Below are 24190 nucleotides of genomic sequence, written 5' to 3' on the forward strand. Positions count from 1 at the left end.
CTCAAGTCGTGCCGCTGCCGGCCGTCCTGGGCTTCTTCGACCGCGGACCGCTGGACCGACCTCGAAGCGGTGCGCGGCGAGGAGCGGCTGATCTGCGAGGCCAAGGGTCGCACCAGTGAGAAGGGCATCGACGCCGACATCGCCTACGGGCAGTTGCTGCGCCGCATGACGAGCCAGGACGCCCGGATACGGTACGCACTCGTCGTGCCGTCCTCCTCCGTGAAGGCCGTCGAGCGCGTTCCGGGCCACGTCCGCGATCTGCTGCGGATCGAGGTGTACGAGGTGACGGACGACAACAGGGTGCGTCGACTGTCCACGCCGTCGTACCCACCGGTGTCCCGGTGGCACCCCGTGGACGTCAGTAGCGGTACCGGGCCTTGATGATCACGACTTCCTTCTCGGTGGCCCGGTAGACGAGTCGGTGCTCGTCGTCGATCCGGCGGGACCAGTAGCCGGACAGGTCACCCTTCAGTGGTTCCGGTTTGCCGATACCGGTGAAGGGGTCGCACTGAACCTCGCCGATGAGGCGGACAAGCTTCCGGAACAGCTTCTTGTCAGCTTCCTGCCAGTACAGGAGGTCCTCCCACCCCGTGGGACGGAACCGTACGTCCCTCACTCGCCGTCCTCGGCCAGGGCCTGCAGTTCCTCCATGCTCTTGGTGATCACCGGAGTGTCGGCAGCCTTGTCGGCCGCGACGGCTGCCATGAGGTGGGCGGCGTTGACCGGCGAACGCAGCAGGTAGACGGTCTCCTGCCAGGAGCGGAAGTCATCGGCGGACATCAGTATGGCGTTGCCGCTCCTGGAGGTGATCTCGACGGGCTCGTGGTCGTCGTTGACCTGCTGGATCAACGGGAAGAGCCTGGCTCGGGCCTCGCTGGCGCTGATGGACATGGCCATCTCCCTCCACAGGAACGGCAGGACCGGTACGGGAATGCCGTACCAGTCGCATGGTACAAGCATGTGGTACCAGTCGCACTCACCTCATGTATCAGCCGGTACGTTTCGTCAGGGGCGTCCACGAAGTCGGCACAGGCACAGGGTCAAACGCACGGTGCCCAGTCCCCCGTAGGGAACTGGGCACCGTCGGCTCAGCGCAGCGCTCAGTGGGCGTGGCCGTGGCCGTGGCCCGCGGCGGCCGGCTCTTCCTCTTCCTTCTTCTCGACGACCAGGGTCTCGGTCGTGAGCAGCAGGGAGGCGATGGAGGCGGCGTTCTCCAGGGCGGAGCGGGTGACCTTGACCGGGTCGATGACGCCGGCCTTGATCAGGTCGCCGTACTCGCCGGTGGCGGCGTTGTAGCCCTGACCCTTCTCCAGGTCCTTGACCTTGGAGACGATGACGTAGCCCTCCTGGCCGGCGTTCTCGCCGATCCAGCGCAGCGGCTCGACCACGGCGTTGCGGACGACCGCGACACCGGTGGCCTCGTCGCCGGCCTTGTCGAGGTTGCCCTCGAGGACCTTGGAGGCGTGCACCAGGGCGGAGCCACCACCGGAGACGATGCCCTCCTCGACCGCGGCGCGGGTCGCGGAGATGGCGTCCTCCAGACGGTGCTTCTTCTCCTTCAGCTCCACCTCGGTGGCGGCGCCGACCTTGATCACGCACACGCCGCCGGCCAGCTTCGCGAGGCGCTCCTGGAGCTTCTCACGGTCCCAGTCGGAGTCGGTGTTCTCGATCTCGGCCTTGATCTGGGCGACGCGGCCGTGGACGTCCTCGGACTTGCCGGCGCCGTCGACGATCGTGGTGTCGTCCTTGGTGACCGTCACACGGCGGGCGGAGCCCAGCACGTCCAGGCCGACCTGGTCGAGCTTGAGGCCGACCTCCTCGGAGATGACGGTGGCGCCGGTGAGGATCGCCATGTCCTGCAGCATCGCCTTGCGGCGGTCACCGAAGCCGGGGGCCTTCACCGCGACGGCGTTGAAGGTGCCGCGGATCTTGTTGACGACCAGGGTCGACAGGGCCTCGCCCTCGACGTCCTCGGCGATGATCAGCAGCGGCTTGGAGGCGCCGGCCTGGATGACCTTCTCCAGCAGCGGCAGCAGGTCCTGGATGGAGCTGATCTTGCCCTGGTTGATGAGGATGTACGGGTCGTCGAGGACGGCCTCCATACGCTCCTGGTCCGTCACGAAGTACGGCGACAGGTAGCCCTTGTCGAAGGCCATGCCCTCGGTGAAGTCCAGCTCCAGACCGAAGGTGTTGGACTCCTCGACGGTGATGACACCGTCCTTGCCGACCTTGTCCATCGCCTCGGCGATGAGCTCGCCGACCTGCTGGTCCTGGGCGGACAGCGCGGCGACGGCGGCGATGTCGGACTTCTCGTCGATCGGGCGGGCCGAAGCGAGCAGGTCCTCGGAGACGGCAGCGACGGCCGCGTCGATGCCCTTCTTCAGGGCGGCCGGGGAGGCGCCGGCGGCAACGTTCTTCAGACCCTCGCGCACCAGCGCCTGGGCCAGCACGGTGGCGGTGGTGGTGCCGTCACCAGCGATGTCGTTGGTCTTGGTCGCCACCTCCTTCACCAGCTGGGCGCCGAGGTTCTCGTACGGGTCCTCGATCTCGATCTCGCGGGCGATCGTGACACCGTCGTTGGTGATGGTGGGGGCGCCGAACTTCTTGTCGATGACGACGTTGCGGCCCTTCGGGCCGATCGTCACCTTCACCGTGTCGGCCAGCTTGTTGACGCCGCGCTCGAGGGCGCGACGGGCGTCCTCGTCGAACTTCAGGATCTTCGCCATGACAGCGGGAGCCCTCTCGGAAATCTGTGGGTGAAAGACGAACTGCGCCCCGGGCGCCCGGCTTCGTTATCGGTCGCGGGGGCCAGGGGCGCAGCTCAAAAGCAATGGATTGCTTCGAGGTGGACTACTTCTCGATGATCGCGAGCACGTCGCGAGCCGAGAGGACGAGGTACTCCTCGCCGTTGTACTTCACCTCGGTGCCGCCGTACTTGCTGTACAGGACGACGTCGCCGACCTTGACGTCGAGCGGAAGGCGCTCGCCGTTCTCGAACCGGCCCGGGCCCACGGCGAGGACGGCGCCCTCCTGGGGCTTCTCCTTCGCGGTGTCCGGGATGACCAGGCCAGAGGCCGTGGTCTGCTCGGCGTCCAGCGGCTGGACCACGATGCGGTCCTCGAGCGGCTTGATGGCAACCTTGGAGCTGGCGGTCGTCACGATCCGACCTCCCCCTTCGGAGATCTCACGGGGTTAACTGTCTGAGGTGGCGACCAGGTCGATCCGTCGTCGCGGGTGCCGGACCTGCCCGTCGCTTTGTTGGCACTCTCACCTGCGGAGTGCCAGAGCCGAGACTATGACCGGGGTTAGCACTCGGTCAAGCGGAGTGCCAATGCCGTGCGGCGCGTCGGCCGAATCCTGCCCGCGCGGGGTTACTGGTGGCCGGTGTTGCCCTGCCGTCCTGGGGCTGCCGCCCCCAGACCCCCGCGTCGGGCCTGGCGGCCCTCGTCCTCGAACGCCGGACGGGCTGACTGATGCCGCCGATCAGTCCAGGTAGTCCTCCAGCCGCCCCACCGTCAGCCCCCGCTGCTGCACCCTGCGCAGCACCCGCGCCGTGCGCTCCCGCAGGCTCGGCCCTGTCGTCTCGTCCGGGCCGACCAGGATGATGTCGCCGGGGCGCAGGTGATGTTCGCCGTGGATGTAGACGAGGTCGGTCGGGGTCATCGCGGCTCGCCACAGGACGACCGTGGAGATGCCGCAGCCGGCCGCCGCACGCAGGGTGGTGATGTCGTACGCGCCGTACGGCGGGCGGAACAGGCGGGGGCGCAGGCCGAGGCGGGATCTGAGCCGTTCCTGCTGGCCGCAGATCTCGGCGCGCTGTCCGGCGTACGGCAGTCCGGCGAGCGCGCGATGGTCGAGGGTGTGGTTCTGGATGCCGGCGCCGAGCCGGTGCAGACGGGCGAAGTGGCCGTAGGCGGGGCCGGCGATGCTGTCGGTGAGGAACATGCTGACCGGCAGTCGCAGTTCGCGGACCATGTCGACGAAGCGCGGGTCCTTCTCGGCGCCGTCGTCGTAGGTGAGGAACACGACCCGGTCGTGGGTGGGGACGTGGTCCACGACGCCGGGCAGGGCGCGGCCCCCGTGCTGCGGGGTGAGGACGAGGGCGCGGGCGGCGGGCCGCGGCGGGCGGGCGAGGGGCTCGGTCAGGCCCCAGCGGCGGTAGGTCTGGTCGGGGCCCGGCCCGGGCGGGTGCACTCCTTCGGCGGCCTTCTTGCCGAGGCGTTCGATGGGGTCGACGGACTGGGCGCAGCCGGTGAGGAGGAGGGCCGCGGCGAGGAGCGCCACGGCGTACCGGCCCGGGCGGCACCGCCGGGGGCCCGCTCCCCGGTACCCCGCCCCCGGCCTCACAGGTAGTCCTCCAGGCGGGCCACGGCGTAGCCCTCGCGGGTGACCTTGTCCAGGAAGCGGCGCATGTCGTCGACCATCGTGCCGTTCCAGTCGGAGCGGCCGCGGAAGTGGGTGAGGACGATGTCGCCGGGGCGCATCTTCTGGTCGTCCTCGCGGTACTCCCAGTGGTCGACGTAGACCTCCTCGTTCCAGATCGGCGCGTATCTGATGCCGCAGGCCTTGGCGGCGCGCAGGGTGTCCTGGTTGTAGTTGCCGTAGGGGGGCCGGAAGACCGTCGGGCGGCTGCCGAACTGCTTCTCCATGATGTCCTGCATGCCGCAGATCTCGGCCTTCTGCTCCTCGTAGGACAGACCTGGCAGATAGGGGTGGTGCAGGGTGTGGTTGTCGAGGGTGTGGCCGTAGGACTGCATCCTGCGGAAGTAGCCGTAGTCGTCCTTGATCAGGTAGTTGCTGAGGAAGGCGGTGTACGGGACCTTCAGGTCCTGCATCATCCGCAGGAAGCCGGGGTCCTTCTCGGAGCCGTCGTCGATGGTGAGGAAGACGATCTTCTGCCTGGTGGGGATCGTGGTGAAGACCGGGGGCAGGTCCCAGTCGCCCTGGTGGCTCACCTCGAAACCGGCCCGCGCGGTGATCTCCGGTTTCGTCCTGGGTGGCGGTGGTGGCGTCAGCGGGGCCTCCGCCAGCCCCCAGCGTCTGGCCGCCGCGACCAGGCGGGCATGTTCCACGGCCTGGCGGGCCTGGGGGCTCAGGGCCTGTGCGGGGCCGCCCCGGCCGGACGCGGGGCGGGTCACGCCGGGGCCGGCCTGGCTGGACGGGGGGCGGGTCGTGTCGGGCCCGGCGCAGCTGGTCAGAACGGCGGAACAGGCCAGCGCGGCGGCTCCGCAGCCGAGGACCAGACATCCACGGCGAGCCCGGTTCTTATCGTTTTGTACGACAGCTCGCATGACGCCGGATCCTCCCAGGACGGTGCCCGGAGCCCGGGCCGACACCGCCGCCGGAGGCGCACGATCCATCGACTGGCCCACAATGACCCGGTGAACGACCTCGCTCTTCTCCTCACCCCCGAAGGCCGTGCGCTCCTCGACGAGGTCCGCGACACCGCCCCGGCCGACGAACTCGCCGTCGCCACCCGGCTGCGCCGCGAGCACCCCGCCGAGCTGGTGTCGGCCGCGCTCGGCCAGGCCCGGCTGCGGCAGCGGGCGGCGGCGAAGTTCGGGACGGCGGACGCGGGCCGGATGTTCTTCACGCCGAACGGGGTCGAGCAGTCGACGCGGGCGGGCGTCGCCGCCTACCGGGCCGAGCGGTTCACGAAGCTCGGCGTGACCTCGGTCGCCGACCTGTGCTGCGGGATCGGCGGGGACGCGATCGCGTTCGCCCGGGCGGGGATCCGGGTGCTGGCCGTGGACCGGGATCCGGTGACCGCCGCCGTGGCGCGGGCGAACGCCGAGGTGCTGGGGCTGGGCGAGCTGATCGAGGTCCGCGAGGCGGACGTCACCGAGGTCGACACGGGCGGCTACGACGCCGTGTTCGTCGACCCCGCACGGCGGGGCGGGCGCGGAAGGATCTTCGACCCGGAGGCCTACTCCCCGCCCCTGTCCTGGGCGATCGGGGCCGCCCGCACGGCACCCCGCGCGGCGCTGAAGGTGGCGCCCGGCATTCCGCACGAGGCGGTGCCCGCCGACGCCGAGGCCGAGTGGATCTCGGACGGCGGGGACGTCAAGGAGGCGGTGGTGTGGTTCGGCACCGAGCCGGGCGCGGTGCGCGCCACCCTGCTGCCCGGCCCGCGCACGCTGGTCGGCAAGGGGCTGCCCGACCCGGAGGTCCGGCCGGTGGGGCGCTATCTGTACGAGCCCGACGGCGCCGTCATCCGCGCCCATCTGGTCGCCGAGGTGGCCGAACACCTGGACGGCGGGCTGATCGATCCCACCATCGCCTATGTCACCGCCGACGAACTGCGCCCCACGGCGTACGCCTCCGCCTACCAGATCAGCAACCAACTCCCGTTCAACGTCAAGAAGTTGAAGGCCCTGCTGCGCGAGCGCGAGGTCGGCACGCTGACCGTGAAGAAGCGCGGGTCGGCCGTCGAGCCGGAGGAACTGCGCAGGAAGGTCAAGCCGCAGGGGCCGAACGCGGCGACGGTGTTCCTCACCCGGGTCGCGGGGGCGCCGACCATGCTGATCGGGGCCCCCGCGACACCGCCCGCGGCTACTGCGCTGCCGTAGCGCGCAGCGCGCCGAGGTCGGGCGAGACCGTGGCCGCCCGCTGCGGAGTGGCCGGCGAACTCGTCGCCGGCTCCAGGCCGTTGTAGTACGGCGTGTACGTCCACTGGCTGCTGCTCGCGCTGATCGCGGTGCCCGCGGAGTTCAGCGCCGCGGTGGACACCGAGCCGGTGCCGCCGAAGGCCGCCACGCCGTTGATGTTCGCGGCGCCCTTGACCAGGTAGGACTTGGTGTCGGCGGACAGCGGGTCGGCGGACGTCCACAGCAGCGGGCCGAAGACGTTCATCGCCGCGGCGGCCGTCGTGCCGTCGCGCCAGCTGCCGGTGGAGACGAGGACCGCGTTGCCGGGGCCGGACCACCAGAACCGGGCGAGCGCGGCGGCGGTGCCCTCGTGGGTGCTCGCCGTGACCGGGTAGTAGGTGTACGTCGACGGCCAGTTGGAGAACGACGTGTGCGTGAGCGCGTACTTCGCCGAGGCGCCGACCGGGATCATGTAGGTGTTCCGCGGGTCCAGGCCGTTGAGGTACGACTTCACGGACGAGGTCAGCGAGTTGTCGTCGTTGAGCACGACGACCGCCTTGCTGCTGGTGCCGTCCGCGCCGGCGGCCGCCGCGGCGGCGAGCGCCGAGTGGTAGTCGGTGCCGGTGGCGATGAAGACGTAGTCCGGGGCGCTGGTGACCGACTTGGCGACCGCGACCGACGTCGAGTAGCGGGAGGTGCCCGCCAGCCGCTTCGGGGTGAAGCCGAGCGAGCTGACCTTGGAGGCGACGCTGCTGCTCAGGATCGACGTGCCGCCGATGAGATAGACGCTCGCGCCCGGCTTGAGGATCCGCTTGAGCTCGGTCTGCACCGACGAGTCCAGCGCACTGCCGGAGGTCATCAGGACCGGACCGTGCTTCTTGCCCGCGAGGGCGGGCGCGGTCAGCGCGTACGCCTGGCTGTCCTTGGAGACCAGGACGGCGGAGGAGGCGTTCATCAGGCCCGGCTCGCTCTTGCCGAGGGTGTTCCAGGTCCAGCGGGACCCGGCGATGTTGGTGCCCTGGACATCGGCGCCCCAGACCCGGCCGAGCGCGTTCTTGCGCAGCGGCTGCCAGGCGAGGTCCGACTTGGTGGTGGTCGGCGAGTCGTAGAGGACCTTGGTGGTGCCCGTGGACAGGTCGAGGACCTGGTCCTGGTGATCGCCGGAGGCCGTGGTCAGCTCGTACGCCAGCCGGGTGCCGTCGGGCGACCAGGCGGGCCGCGCGATGGTGCCGGTCTCGTCGGGCAGCCGCGGAGTGACCGTGCCGGTGGCCACGGCGACCGTGTACAGCTTGCCGCCGACGGTGTAGGCGACCGTGGTGCCGTCCGGGGAGATGGCCGGGGCGTTCGCCTTTCCGGTGACCAGCTGCTTGAGGCCGCCGGTCGCGCCGTCGTACAGCCACACGGCGCCGTAGCGGGTGTCGCCGCTGCACGTGCTGCCCGAGCGGATGAACGCCAGCTTGCCGTCGACGGCGCCGCTGGGCTGGCTGTCGCAGCCCTCCTGCGCGGTGGCGAACAGGTGCCGCTGGATGCGGCTGCCGTCGGACGGGGCGACCCGCAGCCGCCCGCTGAGCGTGAAGACGACCTGGCTGCCGCCCCACAGGAAGGTCGGGTCGTCGGCGAGGATCGAGTTGGTCGTGTTGACCGGAAGCTCCACCGGCCCCGCGAAGTCGTGGCCGACGACGTTGACGCGGCCGGTCGACTGGTTGACGTACGCCATGCGGCTGCCGTCGGGCGACCAGGCGGGCTTCATGGCGTTCTTCACCCGGGCCACGGGCGCGGTGCCGTCCTCGTACAGCTGCGAGACGGTGCCGTCCAGGTCGGCGGTCAGGATGCCGCCGGTCGCGGTCCAGCCGGAGGCGCCGGCCGACGCGCCCGGGGCCAGCGCCACGCCGGTGCCGGCGGCCAGGGCCGTGGCGACGGAGAGCGCGACGGCCCTGCGCCGCGCGGAGGATCTGAGATACGACAAAGGGTGTACCCCCCCACAGGTAGCGGATGATGCTGCCCAGCCTGCGGAAGGTGACACGCAGGTTGCGTGGCAGCCGCGCAACTGTAAACCCTCAGTGATCAGGAAGGGAATGCGCTTTCGCGAGCAACAGCTGCCGCTCGCGTTCGTTGCGTGTGAGGGCCACCGCCCGCTCGAACTCCGTCCGCGCCTCCGCCGTGCGGCCGAGGCGGGCCAGCAGGTCACCGCGGACGCTGGGCAGCAGGTGGTAGTCGCGCAGGGCGGGTTCGGCGGTCAGGGCGTCCACCAGTTTCAGGCCCTCGGCCGGGCCGTCGGCCATCGACACGGCGACCGCGCGGTTCAGCTCCACCACCGGGGACGGGGCCCGGGCGGCCAGCAGGCCGTACAGGGTGGCGATGGCACGCCAGTCGGTCTCCTCGTAGTGGTAGGCGTGCGCGTGGCAGGCGGCGATGGCCGCCTGGAGGGCGTACGGCCCCGGGGCCCCGGTGGAGGTGGCGCCGGCCCGGTCCAGGGCGCGGATGCCGCGGGCGATGAGCATGCGGTTCCAGCGGCGGCGGTTCTGGTCCTTGAGCAGGACGGGTGCGCCGTCGGGGCCGGTACGGGCGGCCGTGCGGGAGGCCTGGAACTCCAGCAGCGCGGTCAGCCCGTGCACCTCCGGCTCCTTGGGCATCAGCGCGGACAGCACGCGGGCCAGGCGCAGCGCGTCCTCGCACAGGCCGGGGCGGAGCAGGTCGTCACCGGCGGTGGCCGCGTACCCCTCGTTGAAGATCAGGTAGATGACGTCCAGGACGGAGCCGAGGCGGGCCTCGCGGTCGGGGCCGCAGGGCACCTCGAAGGCGACGTTCCTCCTCGCCAGGGTGCGCTTGGCGCGGACGATGCGCTGGGCGATCGTCGGCTCCGGGACGAGGTAGGCGCGGGCGATCTCGGCCGTGCTCAGGCCGCCGAGCAGGCGCAGGGTGAGCGCGATGCGGGCCTCGGGCGAGAGCACCGGGTGGCAGGCGGTGAAGACGAGCCGGAGCAGGTCGTCGTCGATGTCGTCCGGGTCGGCGGGAGCCTCCGGTGGGGCCGTCGTCTCCAGGTCCCGGCCGATCTCGGCGAGCTTGCGGGCGTAGGTCTCGCGGCGCCGGATCAGGTCGACGGCGCGGTGCCGGGCGGTCGCCATGAGCCAGGCGCCGGGGTTGTCGGGCACACCGTCGCAGGGCCATTGCTCCAGGGCGGCGACCAGCGCGTCCTGCGCCAGTTCCTCGGCGATGCCGACGTCCCGGACGATCCGGGCGACACCGGCGATGACGCGGGGCGACTCCAGACGGAAGACGGTCTCGATGGCATGGGCGGTGCCGGGCTGTGCCGGGGTGGGCTGTGGTTCCACAGCCCACCATGCAACACCGCCGTACGACACGACGCCAGGCACTCAGCCCTCGGCGATCTCCCGCACCTCACAGGTCACGGTCCAGAAGTCCTCGTGGACCTGCAGGAACCGCTTGGCCCACTCCAGGGCCTCGGCCTTGTCCTTGCACTGCATGATCGCGTAGCCGCCGACCGCCTCCTTGGTCTCGGTGAACGGCCCGTCGGTGACGGAGATCTTGCCGCCCTCCCAGCGCACCTGGGTGCCCTGGGCCGACGGGGTGAGCCCGGCGGTGTCGAGCATGACGCCGGCCTTGGTGACCTCCTCGATCAGCTCGCCCATCCGCTGCATCAGCTCGGGGCTGGGGCCCTCGGCGGGGGCGGCGGACTCGTCGATGCGCACGAGCGACAGATAGCGGGGCATGGTGGCTCCTTCGGTCGGGCGGCGGGGCCTGTCCCCGCCGCTCACCCATGCGTCGAACGGCAGACACCCGGATCGACACAATCCCCGAAGTTTTTTCCGGCGGATTTCTCCGCTCTTCCTTCTCCGCTCGTCGTCGGGCCGTACCGGCTCAGCGCAGGGACGCCCACAGCCTGGTCGCCGCCGGCTCGTTGGCGATCACCCGGTTGTGGTCGGAGGGGGCGGTGACGACCGGCATCATCACCGTCTTCACATGGTCGGCGGTCAGGCCCTTGAGGCTCTGGCCGAGCCGCGTCAGCTCGCCCAGGGAGCCCAGGCCGGTGTCCGTGGTGAGGCTCGCGGTCACCGCGTCGGCGACCCGGTACAGCTTGGCCGGGTCGGTGAGCAGGTTCGTGGCGGCCATCTGCTCCAACAGGGCCTTGACCAGCATCTGCTGCAGCCCTATGCGGCCGAGGTCGCTGCCGTCGCCTATGCCGTGCCGGGTGCGGGCGAGCGCGAGGGCCTGCTTGCCGTCGAGGTGGTGGGGGCCGGCCTTCAGGTGCAGATGGCTCTGGTCGTCGTCGATGTTCTGCGTGGTGGTCACGTCGACCCCGCCGAGCGCGTCGACCAGCTTGGCGAAGCCGGAGAAGTCGATCTCGATGTAGTGGTCCATGCGGACGTTCGTGATCGACTCGACGGTCTTCACCGCGCACACCGGCCCGCCCACCGCGTATGCGCTGTTGAACATCGCGCCGTAGGCCACCGCCGTCGAGCCGCCGGAGGCGAGCGGACAGGACGGGCGGGTGACGAGGGTGTCGCGCGGGATGCTGACCACGGTGGCCCTCGTGCGGCCCGCGTCGAGGTGCACGACCATCGCCGTGTCCGAGCGGGCACCGGAGCTGTCGCCGCCGCCGAGCTCCTGGTTGGCCTTGCCGCTGCGCGAGTCCGAGCCGAGGACCAGGATGTTCAGGGAGCCGGTCGGCAGCGGGGCGGCGGTGGCCGCCGGGGCGATCACCGCCTTCGCCGGGCGGTCGTCGCCGAGCGCGCTGTTGATGTCGACGCTCTTGATGTTGTGGTTGAGATGCCAATACGCATAGCCGGCCGCGGCCGTGCCCAGCACCAGGAATCCCGCCAGAGTGAGGCCGACGGCCTTCAGCGCTCTCCGCCGTCGGCCCACTCGTCTGCCCGCGTCGCCTTGCTCCTCTTGTCGCGTCACGGGCAGGAACGTAAGTCCGAATTATTAGGGGACTGTTAGCGGAAGCTGCGAGAACCCGCTTTCTTGGGAAATTCTCATCCCAACGCCACCGTGGGTAGCGGATTGCTGCCGTTCCAGGACGCGTTGACGCCGAACGTCACCGAACCGCCGTCCGGCACCGAGCCGTTGCAGGAGGTGTTCGCCTGGCCGGCGAAGCCGGTGTTCCACTCGCTGCTCACCTCGTGGGACGCCGAGCCGAGTCTCAGAGTTCTCATTCCGGTGCCCCGAAAGTTTCGGTTGAACAACCGATTGACTTCGGAAGAGTGTGGAGGCGCCCACCCCACCCGTCAATACGTCACCCTCCGGCCAACGGCGTCACACGGCCGCGGGCGCCGCCGTACTGCTGCGGACGACGAGGCTGGTCGCGAGCTCCACCCGGGTCGCCGCCCGCTCCTGCGGCGCGCGCCCCATCTCCAGCACCAGCCGGGCCGCGGCCTCGGCCATCTCGGTCAGCGGCTGCCGTACGGTCGTCAGCGGCGGGCCGACCCAGCGGGCCACCGGCAGATCGTCGAAGCCGACCACGCTGAGGTCCTCCGGGATGCGCAGGCCCAGCTCACGGGCGGCCTCGTACAGGCCGAGCGCCTGCAGGTCGTTGCCCGCGAACACGGCCGTCGGCCGGTCGGGGCGGCGCAGCAGCTGCAGGCCCAGGCGGTAGCCGGCGTCGTGGTGGAAGTCGCCGGCCACGACCAGCGAGGGGTCGACGGGCAAGCCGGCCGTCTCCAGGGCGGCGCGGTAGCCGTCGACACGGGCCCGGCTGCACATCATCCTCGACGGGCCGCTGATCGCGCCGATCCGGGTGTGGCCGAGCTCGACCAGATGGCGGGTGGCGGCGAGCCCGCCCTGCCAGTTGGTGGCGCCGATGGACGGCACGTCCGGGCCCGGGTCGCCCGCCGGGTCCATCACCACGAACGGGATGGACCGGCTGGTCAGCAGCGCCCGCTGGGACTCGTCGAGCCCGGACAGCACCAGCACCACCCCGTGCGGGCGGCGCGCGGCGACCTGGTCGGCCCAGGTGCGGCCCGGGGTGAGCCGGCCGGCCGACTCGGACAGCACGACGCTCAGCCCGGCGTCCCGGGCCACGTTCTCCACGCCCCGGATCACCTCCAGCGCCCAGGCGCTCTCCAGCTCGTGGAAGACCAGGTCGATCAGCGGGGAGCGGGACGCCTCGGCGCGGCGGCGCCGGTAGCCGTGGGCGCGCAGCAGTTCCTCGACCCGGGTGCGGGTCGCCGGGGCGACATCGGCGCGGCCGTTGAGCACCTTCGAAACAGTCGGAGCCGACACCCCGGCCTCACGGGCGATCTCGGCGAGGGTCGCCGTTTCTGTGGGCTTCGAAGGCTTCATGCCCCCGATCGTATCGTCGCGGGCCCCTTGACGAAGGCTTGCGCGCACCATAGGTTCCCGGAACATTCGGTGCCTTTATCGAAACATTCGGGATATTCGTGAGCGACAGTCAGAGTGACGGGAGTTCCATGACCACCGCTCCTTGGCGCGACCCCGCCCTGCCCGCCGACGCCCGTGTGAGCGACCTGCTCTCCCGGATGACCCTGGAGGAGAAGGCCGCCCAGCTGTACGGCGTGTGGGTGGGCGCTGCCACGGACGGCGACGGGGTCGCCCCCCTGCAGCGCGAGATGACCGCCGACTTCGACTGGGACGAGCTGATCGCCCACGGCCTCGGCCAGCTGACCCGCTCCTTCGGCACCGCCCCTGTGGACCCGGCGCTCGGTGCGCAGGCCCTGGCCCGCGCCCAGCGCAGGATCGCCGCCGCCGGCCGCTTCGGCATCCCGGCCGTCGCCCACGAGGAGTGCCTGGCCGGTTTCACGGCCTGGCGTGCCACGGCCTATCCGGTGCCGCTCGCCTGGGGCGCAGCCTTCGACCCGGCACTGGTGGCGGAGATGGGCCGGCGCATCGGCCACGACCTGCGCGCCTGCGGCGTCCACCAGGGCCTCGCCCCCGTCCTGGACGTGGTCCGCGACCCCCGCTGGGGGCGGGTCGAGGAGACGATCGGCGAGGACCCGTATCTGGTCGGCACGATCGGCACGGCCTATGTGCGGGGCCTGGAGTCGGCCGGGGTCGTCGCCACGCTCAAGCACTTCGCCGGGTACGCGTCCTCGGCGGGCGCTCGCAATCTGGCGCCGGTACGGGCGGGCGTCCGGGAGTTCGCGGACATCACCCTGCCCCCCTTCGAGATGGCGCTGCGCGAGGGCGGGGCCCGCTCGGTGATGGCGGCCTACACCGAGACCGACGGCGTGCCCGCCTCCGCCGACCCGCGCCTGCTGACCGAGCTGCTGCGCGAGGAGTGGGGCTTCACCGGCACCGTGGTCGCCGACTACTTCGGCATCGGGTTCCTTCAGACCCTGCACCGGGTCGCGGCGGACGAGGCGGAGGCCGCGCACCGGGCGCTGGCCGCCGGCATCGACGTCGAGCTGCCGACCCTGAAGTGCTACGGCACCCCGCTCGTCACCGCCGTACGTGAAGGTCGTATCCCGGAGTCGCTGGTGGACCGGGCGGCCCGCCGGGTGCTGCTGCAGAAGTGCGAGCTGGGTCTGCTGGACCCGGACTGGCGGCCGGAGCCGGCGGGGCCGGTGGACCTGGACTCGGCGGAGAACCGGGCCGTGGCCCGGCGGCTGGCCGAGGAGTCGGTGGTGCTGCTGGACAACCCCGACGGGCTGCTGCCGCTGGCCCCCGGCACCCGGATCGCGGTGGTCGGCCCGCGCGCGGCGGACGCGCTCGCCATGCTCGGCTGCTACTCCTTTCCCTCCCACGTCCTCACCCACCACCCCGACGTCCCGCTCGGTATCGGGATTCCCACGGTCCTGGACGCCCTGCGCGCCGAACTCCCGGACGCCAAGGTCACGTTCGCCGAGGGCTGCGGCGTCCTGGAGCCGGACACGGCCGGCTTCGCGGAGGCGGTGGCGCGGGCGGCGGAGGCGGACGTGTGCGTGGCGGTGCTCGGTGACCGGGCGGGCCTGTTCGGCCGGGGCACCTCGGGCGAGGGCTGTGACGTGACCGACCTCCACCTTCCGGGCATCCAGGCAGAGTTGCTGGACCGGCTGGTGGCGACGGGCGTACCGGTGGTGCTGGTCCTGCTGACCGGGCGGCCGTACGCCCTGGGCCGCTGGCATGGCCGGCTCGGCGCGGTCGTCCAGGCCTTCTTCCCCGGCGAGGAGGGAGGGCCTGCGGTGGCCGGGGTGCTGTCCGGCCGGGTGAACCCTTCCGGGCGGCTTCCGGTGAGCGTGCCGCGCGTGCCCGGCGGCCAGCCCTGGACCTATCTCCAGCCCCCGCTGGGCCTGGCCGGCGAGGTCAGCAGCCTGGACCCGACCCCGCTGTACCCCTTCGGCCACGGCCGCTCGTACACGACGTTCGCCTGGGAGGACGTCCACGCCCCCGAGGCCGAGATCCCGACGGACGGCGCCTGCGACCTCTCCGTCACCGTCCGCAACACCGGCGACCGCGCCGGCGCCGAGGTGGTCCAGCTGTATCTGCACGACCCGGTGGCGAGCGTGACCCGGCCCGACGTACGGCTGATCGGGTACCGGCGGGTGGAGCTGCCGCCGGGCGCGTCCCGCCGGCTGACCTTCCGCTTCCATGCCGACCTGTCCTCGTTCACGGACCGCACGGGGGCACGGGTGGTGGAGCCGGGCGCGCTGGAGCTGCGACTGGCCGCGTCGAGCACGGACGTACGGCACCGGGTGCGGCTGCGGCTGACGGGGCCGGTCCGGGCGGTCGGGCCCGACCGGCGACTGCGCTGCGATGTGGTGGTGTCCCAGGGAACTGATTGAACCTCAGGGGCCGGGTGGAACGTATGGAGTCATGGCGGAAGCACAGCGAACGCGCTTTCGCAAGACCTCTGACACGGGCGTTCAGGATGCATTCAGGTTGCCCCTGGCAGGGTCGTTGATCACCTGACACCCCCTCACAGGAGCAACCTTGACGCCCATGGCGACCACGAAATCCGTCATGAAGAAACTGCCCGAGGTCACCCTCGCGTTCTGGATCATGAAGATCGCGGCGACGACCCTGGGCGAGACCGCGGGCGACCTGTTCGCCCAGACGCTCAAACTCGGCTACTTCCTCACCACCATCGCCCTGTTCCTGGTCTTCGTGGTGACGCTGGTGGTCCAGCTGCGCTCCCGGCGCTACAACCCGTTCTTCTACTGGACCGTGATCCTGTCGACCTCCATGGCCGGCACCACCATGTCGGACTTCATGAACCGGGACGCCAGCGAGAAGTACCTCTCGAACGGCGCGACGAAGCTGGGCTGGGGCCCGCAGGGGCTGGGCCTCGGCTACCCGGAGGGCGCCGCGATCCTGATCTCGATCCTGCTGCTGATCTTCCTCGGCTGGAAGCTGAGCGGGATGACCTTCCAGATCACCGAGATCGTCACCTTCCGGGGAGAGGCACTGTTCTGGTCGGCGATCCTGGTCTCCAACACCCTCGGCACCTCGATGGGCGACTTCCTGTCCGACAGCTCGGGCCTGGGCTACCTGGGCGGCGCGTCCCTGGTGACCGGCGTGCTGCTCGTCCTGGTCGCCCTGATGAAGGTTCCCGCCGTGCCGAACGTCCTGCTGTTCTGGATCGCGTTCGTGCTGACCCGCCCGCTCGGCGCCACGGCCGGCGACCTGCTGACCAAGCCGGTCGCCAAGGGCGGCCTCGACCTCGGTACGGCCGGTTCCTCGGCGGTGCTGCTCGCAGTGCTGTTCGGCCTGATGGGGTACGCGCACCTGAAGGAACGGCGGGCCACGGCCGCGGAGTTCGCGGGCCCCGAGGCGGAAGCGGCCGAGCCGCAGGAGGCCGGGCGCCGGTAACGCGAAACCCCGCCCCGGGAGTCCCGGGACGGGGTTCGACTGGAGCGCCGGGCAGGCCTTGCACCTGCATCTCCCCGCAGGAAGCGGGGCGTCTTTCCTTGGACCACCAACGCACTGCGTCCGGGCCGTTCTTCCGGCCGTTCGCTGTGTGATGATCATAGCGCAGGGCGGGGGGACCTTGGCAACTCAGCCCTTGGCGACTCAGACCTCGGCCACCGACTCGAACCGCCACCGGTGCACCGGCCGGGTCACCCACTCGGGGCCGGGCTCCGGCAGTTCGGGGATCCCGGCGTCGTACGGCGCGTCCCACCAGGTGATGACCAGTACCCGGTCCTCGGGCGCGCGGAAGGTCTCCCGGCGCAACGGCTCGGGCGCCAGCGGCTGTTGCTGTACCCAGGCCAGCAGCTCCTCGCCCCGGCCCGCGACGGCCCGGGCCTCCCACATCAGCGCGACGGTCACGAGTACAGGTTCTCCTTGCTGACCTCGTGCACATGGTCGTGGTTGCCCGGGACATGCGCCTCGGTGACCGGCAGCGAGGAGTCGGCCGACAGGTCCAGGCTGGAGGTGGCCCGGCCCCGCGCGACCATCTCGGCGCCGAGTGCGGCCACCATCGCGCCGTTGTCCGTGCACAGCTTGGGGCGGGGCACGCGCAGCCGGATGCCGGCCTTCTCGCAGCGCTCCTGGGCGAGGGCGCGCAGCCGGGAGTTGGCCGCGACACCGCCGCCGATCATCAGGTGGTCGACGCCCTCGTCCTTGCAGGCGCGGACGGCCTTGCGGGTCAGGACGTCGACGACGGCCTCCTGGAAGGAGGCGGCCACATCGCGGACCGGTACCTCCTCGCCGGCCGCGCGCCTGGCCTCGATCCAGCGGGCCACGGCCGTCTTCAGACCCGAGAAGGAGAAGTCGTACGCCGGGTCGCGCGGGCCGGTCAGGCCGCGCGGGAAGGAGATCGCCTCCGGGTCGCCCTCGCGCGCGTACCGGTCGATGACCGGGCCGCCCGGGAAGCCCAGGTTCAGCACCCGGGCGATCTTGTCGAAGGCCTCGCCGGCCGCGTCGTCGATGGTCGCGCCCATCGGGCGGACGTCGGAGGTGATGTCCTCCGACAGCAGCAGGGAGGAGTGGCCGCCGGAGACCAGCAGGGCCATGGTCGGCTCGGGCAGCGGGCCGTGCTCCAGCTGGTCGACGCAGATGTGCGAGGCGAGGTGGTTGACGCCGTACAGGGGCTTGCCGAGGGCGTAGGCGTACGCCTTGGCCGCCGAGACGCCGACGAGCAGGGCGCCCGCGAGCCCGGGCCCCGCGGTCACGGCGATGCCGTCGAGGTCCCTGGCGGAGACGCCGGCCTCCTTCAGCGCGCGGTCGATGGTCGGGACCATCGCCTCCAGGTGCGCCCGGGACGCCACCTCGGGCACGACTCCGCCGAAGCGGGCGTGCTCGTCGACGCTGGAGGCGACGGCGTCCGCCAGCAGGGTGGTGCCGCGGACGATGCCGACGCCGGTCTCGTCGCAGGAGGTCTCGATGCCGAGTACGAGAGGCTCGTCGCGTGAGTCAGTCATTGCTCTCGGTTTCCTGTACTGGTGAACGTACTGATGAAGAGGGGTCGCTCAGGCGCATCACCAGGGCGTCCACGTTGCCCGGCTGGTAGTAGCCGCGGCGGAAGCCGATCGGCTCGAAGCCGAAGCGCTCGTAGAGCTTCTGCGCGCGGACGTTGTCGACCCGGCATTCGAGCATCACCTCGTGGCACTCGAAGGCGGTGGCCGCGCGCAGCAGCTCGGTCAGCAGCCGGCCGCCCAGGCCGGTGCCCTGCTGGTCGCGGGCCACGGCGATGGTCTGGATGTCGCCCTGGTCACCGGCGGCGACCAGTCCGGCGTAACCGACGATACGGCCGCCGGTCTCGGCCACGAGATAGCGCCGGGTCGCCTCGGCGCCCCGGGCGTGGGCCAGCTCGGACCAGAACATGCCCCGGGACCAGGCGTCCTCGGGAAACAGGTCCTTCTCCAGCTCCAGGACCGGGTCGATGTCCCACCAGCGCATCTCGCGCAGTCGTACGGTCACTTCGGGGTGACCACCTTGTAGTTCTTGGGAACCTGGGCGTCCGGGCGGCGCAGGTACAGCGGCCGGGGGGCCGGCAGCTCCTCGCCGGCGGCCAGCTTCTCCACGGCGAGCGAGGCGAGGGCGGCGGCCGAGACATGCTCGGGCTCGTGGGCGCTCGGGAACGTGTCCGGGTAGAGCAGCGCGCCCGCGCCGACCGCCGGGAGCCCGGCGACCTGCTCGGCGATGTCGCCGGGCCGGTCCACGGCCGGTTCGGTCAGCCGGGTCCGCGAGTCGGCGTACATCGCCCAGTAGACCTCCTTGCGCCGGGCGTCGGTCGCCACGACGAAGGGGCCCTTCTCGATGTCGGCGGCGTAGGCGAGGCCGTCCAGCGTGCACACGCCGTGGACGGGGACGCCGAGCGCCAGACCGAAGGTGTCGGCGGTCATGAGGCCGACGCGCAGGCCGGTGTAGGGGCCGGGGCCGATGCCGACGACGACGCCGGTGACGGCGTCCAGCCTGAGCCCGGCCTCGGCGAGCACACGGTCCACGGCCGGCAGCAGCAGCTCTCCGTGCCGGCGCGCGTCCACCTGGCTCGACGAGGCGACGACGCCCGTGCCGTCGTGCAGCGCGACGGTGACGGCGGGTGTTGCGGTATCCAGAGCGAGCAAGAGCACGCGAACAGCCTACGGCGCCTGCGCCGCAAGCATCGCCGTCCTGGTCGTACGGTCACCGGCTGCTACGGTCTGTACGAAGTACGACATATCGCACGAGGCATATCGCAGGGCAGAGGTGGGCACACGTGGCAGGGACCAGCTCGGCGATCGTGGCCGGCCTCACCGCGGCGGCCGTCGGCACCGTCGGCTTCCTCGCCTACCAGGCCCAGGCGAACGCGCCGGCGAGCCTGAGCGGCAGGCCCGGGCCGAACGCGTCCCCCTCGGTGAGCGCGGGCAGGGCCGCCCGGCACAGCACGACCGCGGTGCCGGGCGGGTCCGGCACGGGTGAACGGGTCGTGTACTCGCTGGACGACGACCGGGTCTGGCTGGTCGACGGCGGGAACCGGTTGGAGCGCACCTTCAAGGTCGACCCCGGCACGGTCGACCCGCTGCCCGGCTCCTACTGGGTCACGTCCCGGTCGAGCGCGACCACCGGCACGGACGGTGTCCCGGTCGAGCACGTGGTCCGGTTCACCACCGTGGACGGGCTGACCATCGGGTTCAGCGCGGCGGTCGCTCCGCGGGCGGCCGGCGCCGAGCCGGGGGTGCGGACGGGAGGGATCCGGGAGACCCGGGCCGACGGGGACACGATGTGGGCCTTCGCGACCATCGGGGTGCGGGTGGTGGTGATGCGCTAAGCCGCGTCGGGGTGCTCTGTGGGGACGCCGTTCGTCCGCGGCTCCGTCGTGGCCGGTCGCGCCCCTTCGGGGCGGTCCTCAGGGGCCCGGGGCGGACGGGAAACCGCCTTCGCCGCCTCGCACGATGCCAGGAGGTCGCGCATGGACACGATGGTGGGACCGGACTCGGTCATGGGGCGCCTCCTGAAGTGCGGGGGCGGCATAGTTAGGTACGCCTAACTACGGGCTGGATACCATGTGACCACGCCCGGGACGTCCTGCGCAACATGTTGCCGACGGCTTGTCGGAATCCTGGTGCGGCGCTCAGGCCGTGAGTGTCTCCAGGCCCGCGTCCGCCCAGCGCTCACCCAGGCCCGTCAGGGTGACGTGCCGTACCTCGTCTGTGCCCGGAGGTTCGGGGGTGTCCCCCGGAAATGTCGCAGTGCCGACGGCGCGGTGGATGACGACCTGGAGCCGGTCCTCGGTCAGCTCCTCGACCTTGCCCTCGCCCCACTCCACGACGATCACCGAGTCGGGCAGGTTGACGTCGAGGTCCAGGTCCTCCATCTCGTCCAGGCCGCCGCCGAGCCGGTAGGCGTCCACGTGCACGAGCGGCGGGCCGTCGCCCAGGGAGGGATGCACCCGGGCGATCACGAAGGTCGGCGAGGTGACCGCGCCGCGCACGCCGAGCCCCTCGCCCAGCCCGCGGGTCAGCGTGGTCTTGCCCGCGCCCAGCTCACCGCTCAGCATCACCAGATCGCCGGCCCGCAGCAGCTTGGCCAGCCTGCGGCCCAGTTCTCGCATCTGCTCGGGCGAAGTGATCGTCAGCCGGGTCTCAGCGGGGTTCCGCGGTGCTGCTGGTGCTTCCATAGCCCATAACCGTAGCTCCTGCGGGCACCGCACCGGCGCGGGTGAGCAGGTCGGCGAGCCGGTCGGTGACCACTTCCGGGTGTTCCAGCATCACCAGGTGCCCGGCGTCCGGGACGAGCACCAGCTCGGCGTCGGGCAGCAGGTCGGCTATGGCCTCGCTGTGCTCGCTGGGCGTGACCAGGTCCCGGACGCCGGCCAGGACCAGCACCGGCATGTCCCGGAAGCAGGCGAGCGCCTCGGTCTTGTCGTGGTCGGTGAAGGCCGGGTAGAACTCGGCGACCACGTCGATCGGCGTGGACTCGATCATCCGCTCCGCGAACCGCTCGACGGCCGGGTCGACGTCCCGCCCCGCGAACGAGTACCGCTTGATGATCCCGGCGAACAGCTCGGCGGTGGCCCGGCGCCCCTTCTCCACCAGCTCCGCCTGCTGCCCGAGCGCCTTCAGCACTCCGGGCAGGATCCGGCGCACCGCGTTGACGCCGGCGACCGGCAGCCCGAAGTTGACCTCACCGAGCCGCCCGGACGAGGTACCGACGAAGGCGGTGGCGACGACCCGCTCGCGGATCAGCTCCGGATGCTCGGAGGCGAGCGCCATCACGGTCATCCCGCCCATCGAATGGCCGACCAGCACGATCGGGCCCTGCGGTACGGCGGCGTCCAGGACGGCCTTCAGATCGCGGCCGAGCTGGTCGATGGTGAGCGGCACCCGGTCCCGGGTCTGGGCCACCCCCCGCCCGGAGCGGCCGTGGCTGCGCTGGTCCCAGTGCACGGTCCGGACGACCCCGCGCAGGGCCGCGCGCTGGAAGTGCCAGGAGTCCTGGCTGAGACAGTAGCCGTGGCAGAAGACCACGGTGACCGGGGCGGGGGCCTTACGGCCGAACAGCCGGCGCCGGCGCGGGGAGACGTGACCCGGGTCGGGCTCGACCTCGTCGACCTCGTAGTACAGCTCGGTGCCGTCGTCCGCGATCGCCGTGCCCGGGGTGCCGCGCAGGGTGCCGTAGGGGCCCGCGGAGTCCAGCGCCAGCCGGGCCTTCCTGCGCATCCCGCGGCCCACCGTCATCCGCTCTATGGCGACGCCGGCCGCGGCGCCCGCGGCCAGCACGCCTATCGCGGCACCGGCGATGCCGGTCGCCCTGCGCAAGCTTCCGGCCGCCCCCGCGGCGGAGGCGGCGGCCGAGGCGACGACGTCCGCCACGGCCTCCGCACTGCTCTCGCTCACGTACCGCTCCTCTTCGCCGTACTGCAGTTCGCTCATGGGTGCGACCGATGGTGCCCCTGCTGCCGCCGTAACAGGTATGACCGGTGTTACACGTGATCCGGGTCGCGCCTCTCGAACGGGTTACCGGAGTCCTTCCCCGTTCACATGTACGCCGTCACATGGCGCGTGGCATGGACGCGTTGACGCAGAGACATTTACCCGGAGGCAATTACTCGGAGGCATTCACATAGACGCGCGGAACCCGGGTTCCGATCCGCGTGACGATCTCGTACGCGATCGTGCCGCAGGCCTGCGCCCAGTCCTCGGCGGTCGGCTCGCCCCGGTCGCCGGGCCCGAACAGCACGGCCTCGCTGCCCACCGCGGGCTCGTCGCCGCCGAGGTCCACCACGAACTGGTCCATGGCCACCCGGCCGGCGGCCGTGCGCCACTTGCCGTCGACCAGCACCGGGCCGGTGCCCGAGGCGTGCCGGGGGACGCCGTCGCCGTAGCCGATGGGGATGAGGCCGAGGGTGGTCTCGCCGGGGGTGACGTAATGGTGGCCGTAGCTGACGCCGTGCCCGCCCGGCACACGCTTGACCAGCGCCAGCGAGGCGCTGAGCGTCATGACCGGGCGCAGCCCGAAGTCGGCCGGGGCGCCGATCTCCGGGCTGGGCGAGATGCCGTACATGGCGATGCCGGGGCGGACGAGGTCGAAGTGGGTCTCGGGGAGGGTGAGCGTGGCCGGGGAGTTGGCGATGTGCCGCACCTCGGGGCGCACGCCCTGCTCCTCGGCGTACGCCAGCATCTCCCGGAAGCGGGCGAGCTGGGCGGCGATGGAGGGATGGCCGGGCTCGTCGGCGCAGGCGAAGTGGGACCACAGCCCGGTGACGCGGACGAGACCGTCGGCCTCGGCGCGCAGGGCCTCACGGACCAGCTCGGCCCAGTCGTCCCCGGGCTGGCAGCCGTTGCGGCCGAGCCCGGTGTCCGCCTTGAGCTGCACGCGCGCGGTGCGCCCGGCCTCGCGGGCGGCCGCGACGGCCTCCCGCAGCGCCCACATGCCGCTCACCGACACGTCGATGTCGGCCTCGACCGCCTGCCGCCAAGGGCCGCCCGGCACCCACAGCCAGCACAGGATGCGGCCCGGCAGCCCGGCCGCGCGCAGCGCGAGGGCCTCCTCCGGCGTGGCCGTGCCAAGCCAGGTCGCACCCGCCGCGAGGGCCTCGCGGGCGCACGGCAGCGCCCCGTGGCCGTAGGCGTCGGACTTGACGACGGCCATCAGGGCCGCGTTCGGCGTCCGGGCACGCAGAGCACGCACATTGGCCCGCAGGGCGCCCAGATCGATCTCGGCGCGGGCGCGCAGGGGGGCGGTCGGTACAGTCGCAGTCTCACTCATCGCGCCCCCAGTCTCTCAGAGGGCCGTTCGGGCCCCGGCCGCAGTCCCGGCCACCTGGCTCTCAGGTACCTGGCCGCCGCCCCCACACGTAGACGCGGTCGCCGTTCTTCAGCACGTTCCACAGGGTGCGCGCGTCGCCGAGCGTCAGATTGACGCAGCCGTAGGAGCCGACGGTGGTGTAGATGCTGCCGTAGACGGCGTGGAACGCCTCGCCGCCGTCGAAGAACTGGGCGTACGGCATGGGCTGGTTGTAGAGGGTGGACCAGTGGTTCTTGTGCCGCCAGTAGATGGCGTGCCAGCCCTTGCGGGTGACGTGCCCATTGCGCCCGCTGCGCATGGGCACCGGCCCGAACACCACCTTGGAGCCCTTCTGCACCCAGGTGAGCTGACGGTCCAGATCGACGCAGGCGACCTTGTACGACCGGACGGGGCACTTCTTGGCGGCGTTCGGGTTCCTCCTCGCCGAGACGAGCATCATGGTCGACCAGGTGACGGGTCCGGCGAACCCGCTGGCGGGCTTGATCTTGTACGCGATCTGGAACGCCCGGATGGCCTTGCAGTCGGCGGCGGACTGCTTCCCGTCGCCCCTCAGCTTCAGCCACCGCTCGACCTGCCGCTGATAGGGCCCGGTCTGCCTGCTGCAGGTCACCCTGGCGACGGCGTCGGCGAGCGGCACGTACTCGATGAGGTCGTACGTACCCGGCGCCGCGGCCTTGGGTTCCACGGCGTCCTCTTGTGCGGTGGGCGTGTACACCCTCGGCGGCAACGCCTGGTCGGGCGTGTCGATCTGCCACGCCCGCCCGGGCGGGGGCGCGACACCGGGGACGAGCTCGGGGGCGGGGGCCGGGGCCGGGGGCACGGGGGTGCCGGCCGCGGCGATGCCGGCCGGTGGGGAGGCCACGGCGGTGCCGGCCACCGGGAGGGCGGTCGCGGTGGCGAGCAGCACCGCGACGCCTCTGGACGCGATTCGTCTGCTGATCATGCGATCAGCCAAGCGCGGGGCTCCGTCGCAT

The 24190-nt window shown here is 71.6% G+C and carries 24 protein-coding genes, 1 tRNA gene and 1 pseudogene; 5 read left to right on the forward strand and 21 right to left on the reverse strand.

Features of this window, described 5'->3' with window-relative positions; translation table 11 throughout:
• Positions 1–69 precede the first annotated feature (69 nt).
• On the forward strand, positions 70–381 hold the full coding sequence (locus tag ACWCQS_RS02615; RefSeq protein ID WP_451002769.1) for a hypothetical protein: 312 nt from the start codon (positions 70–72) through the stop codon (positions 379–381).
• On the opposite strand, the gene ACWCQS_RS02620 is transcribed toward ACWCQS_RS02615, so the two are convergent.
• The 6 genes from ACWCQS_RS02620 to ACWCQS_RS02645 all read right to left on the reverse strand — a co-directional run bounded on the left by ACWCQS_RS02620 (position 359) and on the right by ACWCQS_RS02645 (position 5291).
• On the reverse strand, positions 359–616 hold the full coding sequence (locus ACWCQS_RS02620) for a Txe/YoeB family addiction module toxin (protein ID WP_451002770.1): 258 nt from the start codon (positions 614–616) through the stop codon (positions 359–361). The two genes, ACWCQS_RS02615 and ACWCQS_RS02620, sit on opposite strands and share 23 nt — an antisense overlap.
• Complete coding sequence (locus ACWCQS_RS02625) at positions 613–891, reverse strand: type II toxin-antitoxin system Phd/YefM family antitoxin (protein WP_451002771.1); 279 nt, start codon at positions 889–891, stop codon at positions 613–615. The genes ACWCQS_RS02620 and ACWCQS_RS02625 overlap by 4 nt, the downstream gene beginning before the upstream one ends.
• Positions 892–1100: 209 nt before the next feature.
• Positions 1101–2726, reverse strand: a complete 1626-nt coding sequence (groL, locus tag ACWCQS_RS02630; protein WP_450984263.1) for a chaperonin GroEL — start codon at positions 2724–2726, stop codon at positions 1101–1103.
• A gap of 124 nt (positions 2727–2850) precedes the next feature.
• Positions 2851–3159, reverse strand: coding sequence for a co-chaperone GroES (gene groES, locus ACWCQS_RS02635; RefSeq protein ID WP_039652762.1), 309 nt, complete (start codon positions 3157–3159; stop codon positions 2851–2853).
• 324 nt (positions 3160–3483) lie between these two features.
• Positions 3484–4284, reverse strand: a complete 801-nt coding sequence (locus tag ACWCQS_RS02640) for a polysaccharide deacetylase family protein (protein ID WP_451002772.1) — start codon at positions 4282–4284, stop codon at positions 3484–3486.
• 59 nt (positions 4285–4343) lie between these two features.
• Complete coding sequence (locus tag ACWCQS_RS02645) at positions 4344–5291, reverse strand: polysaccharide deacetylase family protein (RefSeq protein ID WP_451002773.1); 948 nt, start codon at positions 5289–5291, stop codon at positions 4344–4346.
• Between the two features lie 90 nt (positions 5292–5381).
• Here ACWCQS_RS02645 and ACWCQS_RS02650 point away from each other — a divergent pair, with 90 nt between their 5' ends.
• On the forward strand, positions 5382–6569 hold the full coding sequence (locus tag ACWCQS_RS02650; protein ID WP_451002774.1) for a THUMP-like domain-containing protein: 1188 nt from the start codon (positions 5382–5384) through the stop codon (positions 6567–6569).
• Here ACWCQS_RS02650 and ACWCQS_RS02655 read toward each other — a convergent pair.
• The 6 genes and pseudogenes from ACWCQS_RS02655 to ACWCQS_RS02680 all read right to left on the reverse strand — a co-directional run bounded on the left by ACWCQS_RS02655 (position 6553) and on the right by ACWCQS_RS02680 (position 12890).
• Positions 6553–8553 carry a cell wall-binding repeat-containing protein gene (locus ACWCQS_RS02655; RefSeq protein WP_451002775.1) on the reverse strand — a complete coding sequence of 667 codons (2001 nt, stop codon included), beginning with the start codon at positions 8551–8553 and terminating at the stop codon, positions 6553–6555. The genes ACWCQS_RS02650 and ACWCQS_RS02655 overlap by 17 nt on opposite strands.
• A 91-nt stretch (positions 8554–8644) precedes the next feature.
• Complete coding sequence (locus tag ACWCQS_RS02660) at positions 8645–9919, reverse strand: RNA polymerase sigma factor (protein WP_451002776.1); 1275 nt, start codon at positions 9917–9919, stop codon at positions 8645–8647.
• A gap of 42 nt (positions 9920–9961) precedes the next feature.
• Positions 9962–10318 (reverse strand): YciI family protein, encoded by a 357-nt coding sequence (locus ACWCQS_RS02665; RefSeq protein ID WP_451002777.1) that lies wholly within the window; start codon positions 10316–10318, stop codon positions 9962–9964.
• A 148-nt stretch (positions 10319–10466) separates the two neighbouring features.
• On the reverse strand, positions 10467–11510 hold the full coding sequence (locus tag ACWCQS_RS02670) for an LCP family protein (protein WP_451002778.1): 1044 nt from the start codon (positions 11508–11510) through the stop codon (positions 10467–10469).
• Between the two features lie 74 nt (positions 11511–11584).
• A pseudogene (locus ACWCQS_RS02675) lies at positions 11585–11743 on the reverse strand (endo-1,4-beta-xylanase); the annotation flags it as partial.
• A 121-nt stretch (positions 11744–11864) separates the two neighbouring features.
• Positions 11865–12890, reverse strand: a complete 1026-nt coding sequence (locus ACWCQS_RS02680; RefSeq protein ID WP_451002779.1) for a LacI family DNA-binding transcriptional regulator — start codon at positions 12888–12890, stop codon at positions 11865–11867.
• A gap of 128 nt (positions 12891–13018) precedes the next feature.
• On the opposite strand from ACWCQS_RS02680, the gene ACWCQS_RS02685 reads away from it, so the two are divergent.
• Positions 13019–15328 carry a beta-xylosidase/alpha-l-arabinosidase gene (locus tag ACWCQS_RS02685; RefSeq protein WP_451002780.1) on the forward strand — a complete coding sequence of 770 codons (2310 nt, stop codon included), beginning with the start codon at positions 13019–13021 and terminating at the stop codon, positions 15326–15328.
• Positions 15329–15485: 157 nt separating this feature from the next.
• Positions 15486–16355 (forward strand): COG4705 family protein, encoded by an 870-nt coding sequence (locus ACWCQS_RS02690; RefSeq protein ID WP_451002781.1) that lies wholly within the window; start codon positions 15486–15488, stop codon positions 16353–16355.
• A gap of 40 nt (positions 16356–16395) precedes the next feature.
• On the opposite strand, the gene ACWCQS_RS02695 is transcribed toward ACWCQS_RS02690, so the two are convergent.
• From ACWCQS_RS02695 to tsaB, 5 genes are all read right to left on the reverse strand, one after another.
• Positions 16396–16468, reverse strand: a tRNA-Gly gene (locus ACWCQS_RS02695).
• 88 nt (positions 16469–16556) lie between these two features.
• Positions 16557–16814, reverse strand: a complete 258-nt coding sequence (locus ACWCQS_RS02700) for a hypothetical protein (RefSeq protein ID WP_451002782.1) — start codon at positions 16812–16814, stop codon at positions 16557–16559.
• Positions 16811–17908 (reverse strand): tRNA (adenosine(37)-N6)-threonylcarbamoyltransferase complex transferase subunit TsaD, encoded by a 1098-nt coding sequence (gene tsaD, locus ACWCQS_RS02705; protein ID WP_451002783.1) that lies wholly within the window; start codon positions 17906–17908, stop codon positions 16811–16813. The genes ACWCQS_RS02700 and tsaD overlap by 4 nt, the downstream gene beginning before the upstream one ends.
• Positions 17901–18386: a ribosomal protein S18-alanine N-acetyltransferase gene (gene rimI / locus ACWCQS_RS02710; RefSeq protein WP_451003015.1), complete on the reverse strand. Its 486-nt coding sequence runs from the start codon at positions 18384–18386 to the stop codon at positions 17901–17903. Before rimI ends, tsaD begins: the two co-directional genes overlap by 8 nt.
• A gap of 17 nt (positions 18387–18403) precedes the next feature.
• Positions 18404–19060, reverse strand: coding sequence for a tRNA (adenosine(37)-N6)-threonylcarbamoyltransferase complex dimerization subunit type 1 TsaB (gene tsaB, locus ACWCQS_RS02715; RefSeq protein WP_451002784.1), 657 nt, complete (start codon positions 19058–19060; stop codon positions 18404–18406).
• Positions 19061–19185: 125 nt separating this feature from the next.
• Here tsaB and ACWCQS_RS02720 point away from each other — a divergent pair, with 125 nt between their 5' ends.
• Positions 19186–19737, forward strand: a complete 552-nt coding sequence (locus ACWCQS_RS02720; RefSeq protein WP_451002785.1) for a hypothetical protein — start codon at positions 19186–19188, stop codon at positions 19735–19737.
• 303 nt (positions 19738–20040) lie between these two features.
• Here the strand turns inward: ACWCQS_RS02720 and tsaE are convergent, their stop codons facing one another.
• The 4 genes from tsaE to ACWCQS_RS02740 all read right to left on the reverse strand — a co-directional run bounded on the left by tsaE (position 20041) and on the right by ACWCQS_RS02740 (position 24159).
• Positions 20041–20586 (reverse strand): tRNA (adenosine(37)-N6)-threonylcarbamoyltransferase complex ATPase subunit type 1 TsaE, encoded by a 546-nt coding sequence (tsaE, locus tag ACWCQS_RS02725; RefSeq protein ID WP_451002786.1) that lies wholly within the window; start codon positions 20584–20586, stop codon positions 20041–20043.
• A complete protein-coding gene (locus ACWCQS_RS02730) occupies positions 20552–21805 on the reverse strand; it encodes an alpha/beta fold hydrolase (RefSeq protein ID WP_451003016.1) in 1254 nt (417 codons plus the stop codon). Before ACWCQS_RS02730 ends, tsaE begins: the two co-directional genes overlap by 35 nt.
• A gap of 208 nt (positions 21806–22013) precedes the next feature.
• Complete coding sequence (gene alr, locus ACWCQS_RS02735) at positions 22014–23177, reverse strand: alanine racemase (RefSeq protein ID WP_451002787.1); 1164 nt, start codon at positions 23175–23177, stop codon at positions 22014–22016.
• A gap of 61 nt (positions 23178–23238) precedes the next feature.
• Entirely contained in the window at positions 23239–24159 is a 921-nt protein-coding gene (locus ACWCQS_RS02740; protein ID WP_451002788.1) for a L,D-transpeptidase family protein, read from the reverse strand.
• Positions 24160–24190 lie beyond the last annotated feature (31 nt).

The sequence above is a fragment of the Streptomyces sp. NPDC002076 genome (assembly GCF_053593835.1).

Excerpts from the sequence above, each read along its gene's own strand:
- ACWCQS_RS02690 (WP_451002781.1), top strand. The coding sequence starts at position 15,486 with ATGGCGACCACGAAATCCGTCATGAAGAAACTGCCCGAGGTCACCCTC.
- ACWCQS_RS02665 (WP_451002777.1), bottom strand. The coding sequence starts at position 10,318 with ATGCCCCGCTATCTGTCGCTCGTGCGCATCGACGAGTCCGCCGCCCCC.
- tsaD (WP_451002783.1), bottom strand. The coding sequence starts at position 17,908 with ATGACTGACTCACGCGACGAGCCTCTCGTACTCGGCATCGAGACCTCC.
- ACWCQS_RS02645 (WP_451002773.1), bottom strand. The coding sequence starts at position 5,291 with ATGCGAGCTGTCGTACAAAACGATAAGAACCGGGCTCGCCGTGGATGT.
- alr (WP_451002787.1), bottom strand. The coding sequence starts at position 23,177 with ATGAGTGAGACTGCGACTGTACCGACCGCCCCCCTGCGCGCCCGCGCC.
- ACWCQS_RS02680 (WP_451002779.1), bottom strand. The coding sequence starts at position 12,890 with ATGAAGCCTTCGAAGCCCACAGAAACGGCGACCCTCGCCGAGATCGCC.
- ACWCQS_RS02685 (WP_451002780.1), top strand. The coding sequence starts at position 13,019 with ATGACCACCGCTCCTTGGCGCGACCCCGCCCTGCCCGCCGACGCCCGT.
- rimI (WP_451003015.1), bottom strand. The coding sequence starts at position 18,386 with ATGCGCTGGTGGGACATCGACCCGGTCCTGGAGCTGGAGAAGGACCTG.
- ACWCQS_RS02625 (WP_451002771.1), bottom strand. The coding sequence starts at position 891 with ATGTCCATCAGCGCCAGCGAGGCCCGAGCCAGGCTCTTCCCGTTGATC.
- groL (WP_450984263.1), bottom strand. The coding sequence starts at position 2,726 with ATGGCGAAGATCCTGAAGTTCGACGAGGACGCCCGTCGCGCCCTCGAG.
- ACWCQS_RS02740 (WP_451002788.1), bottom strand. The coding sequence starts at position 24,159 with ATGATCAGCAGACGAATCGCGTCCAGAGGCGTCGCGGTGCTGCTCGCC.
- tsaE (WP_451002786.1), bottom strand. The coding sequence starts at position 20,586 with ATGGAAGCACCAGCAGCACCGCGGAACCCCGCTGAGACCCGGCTGACG.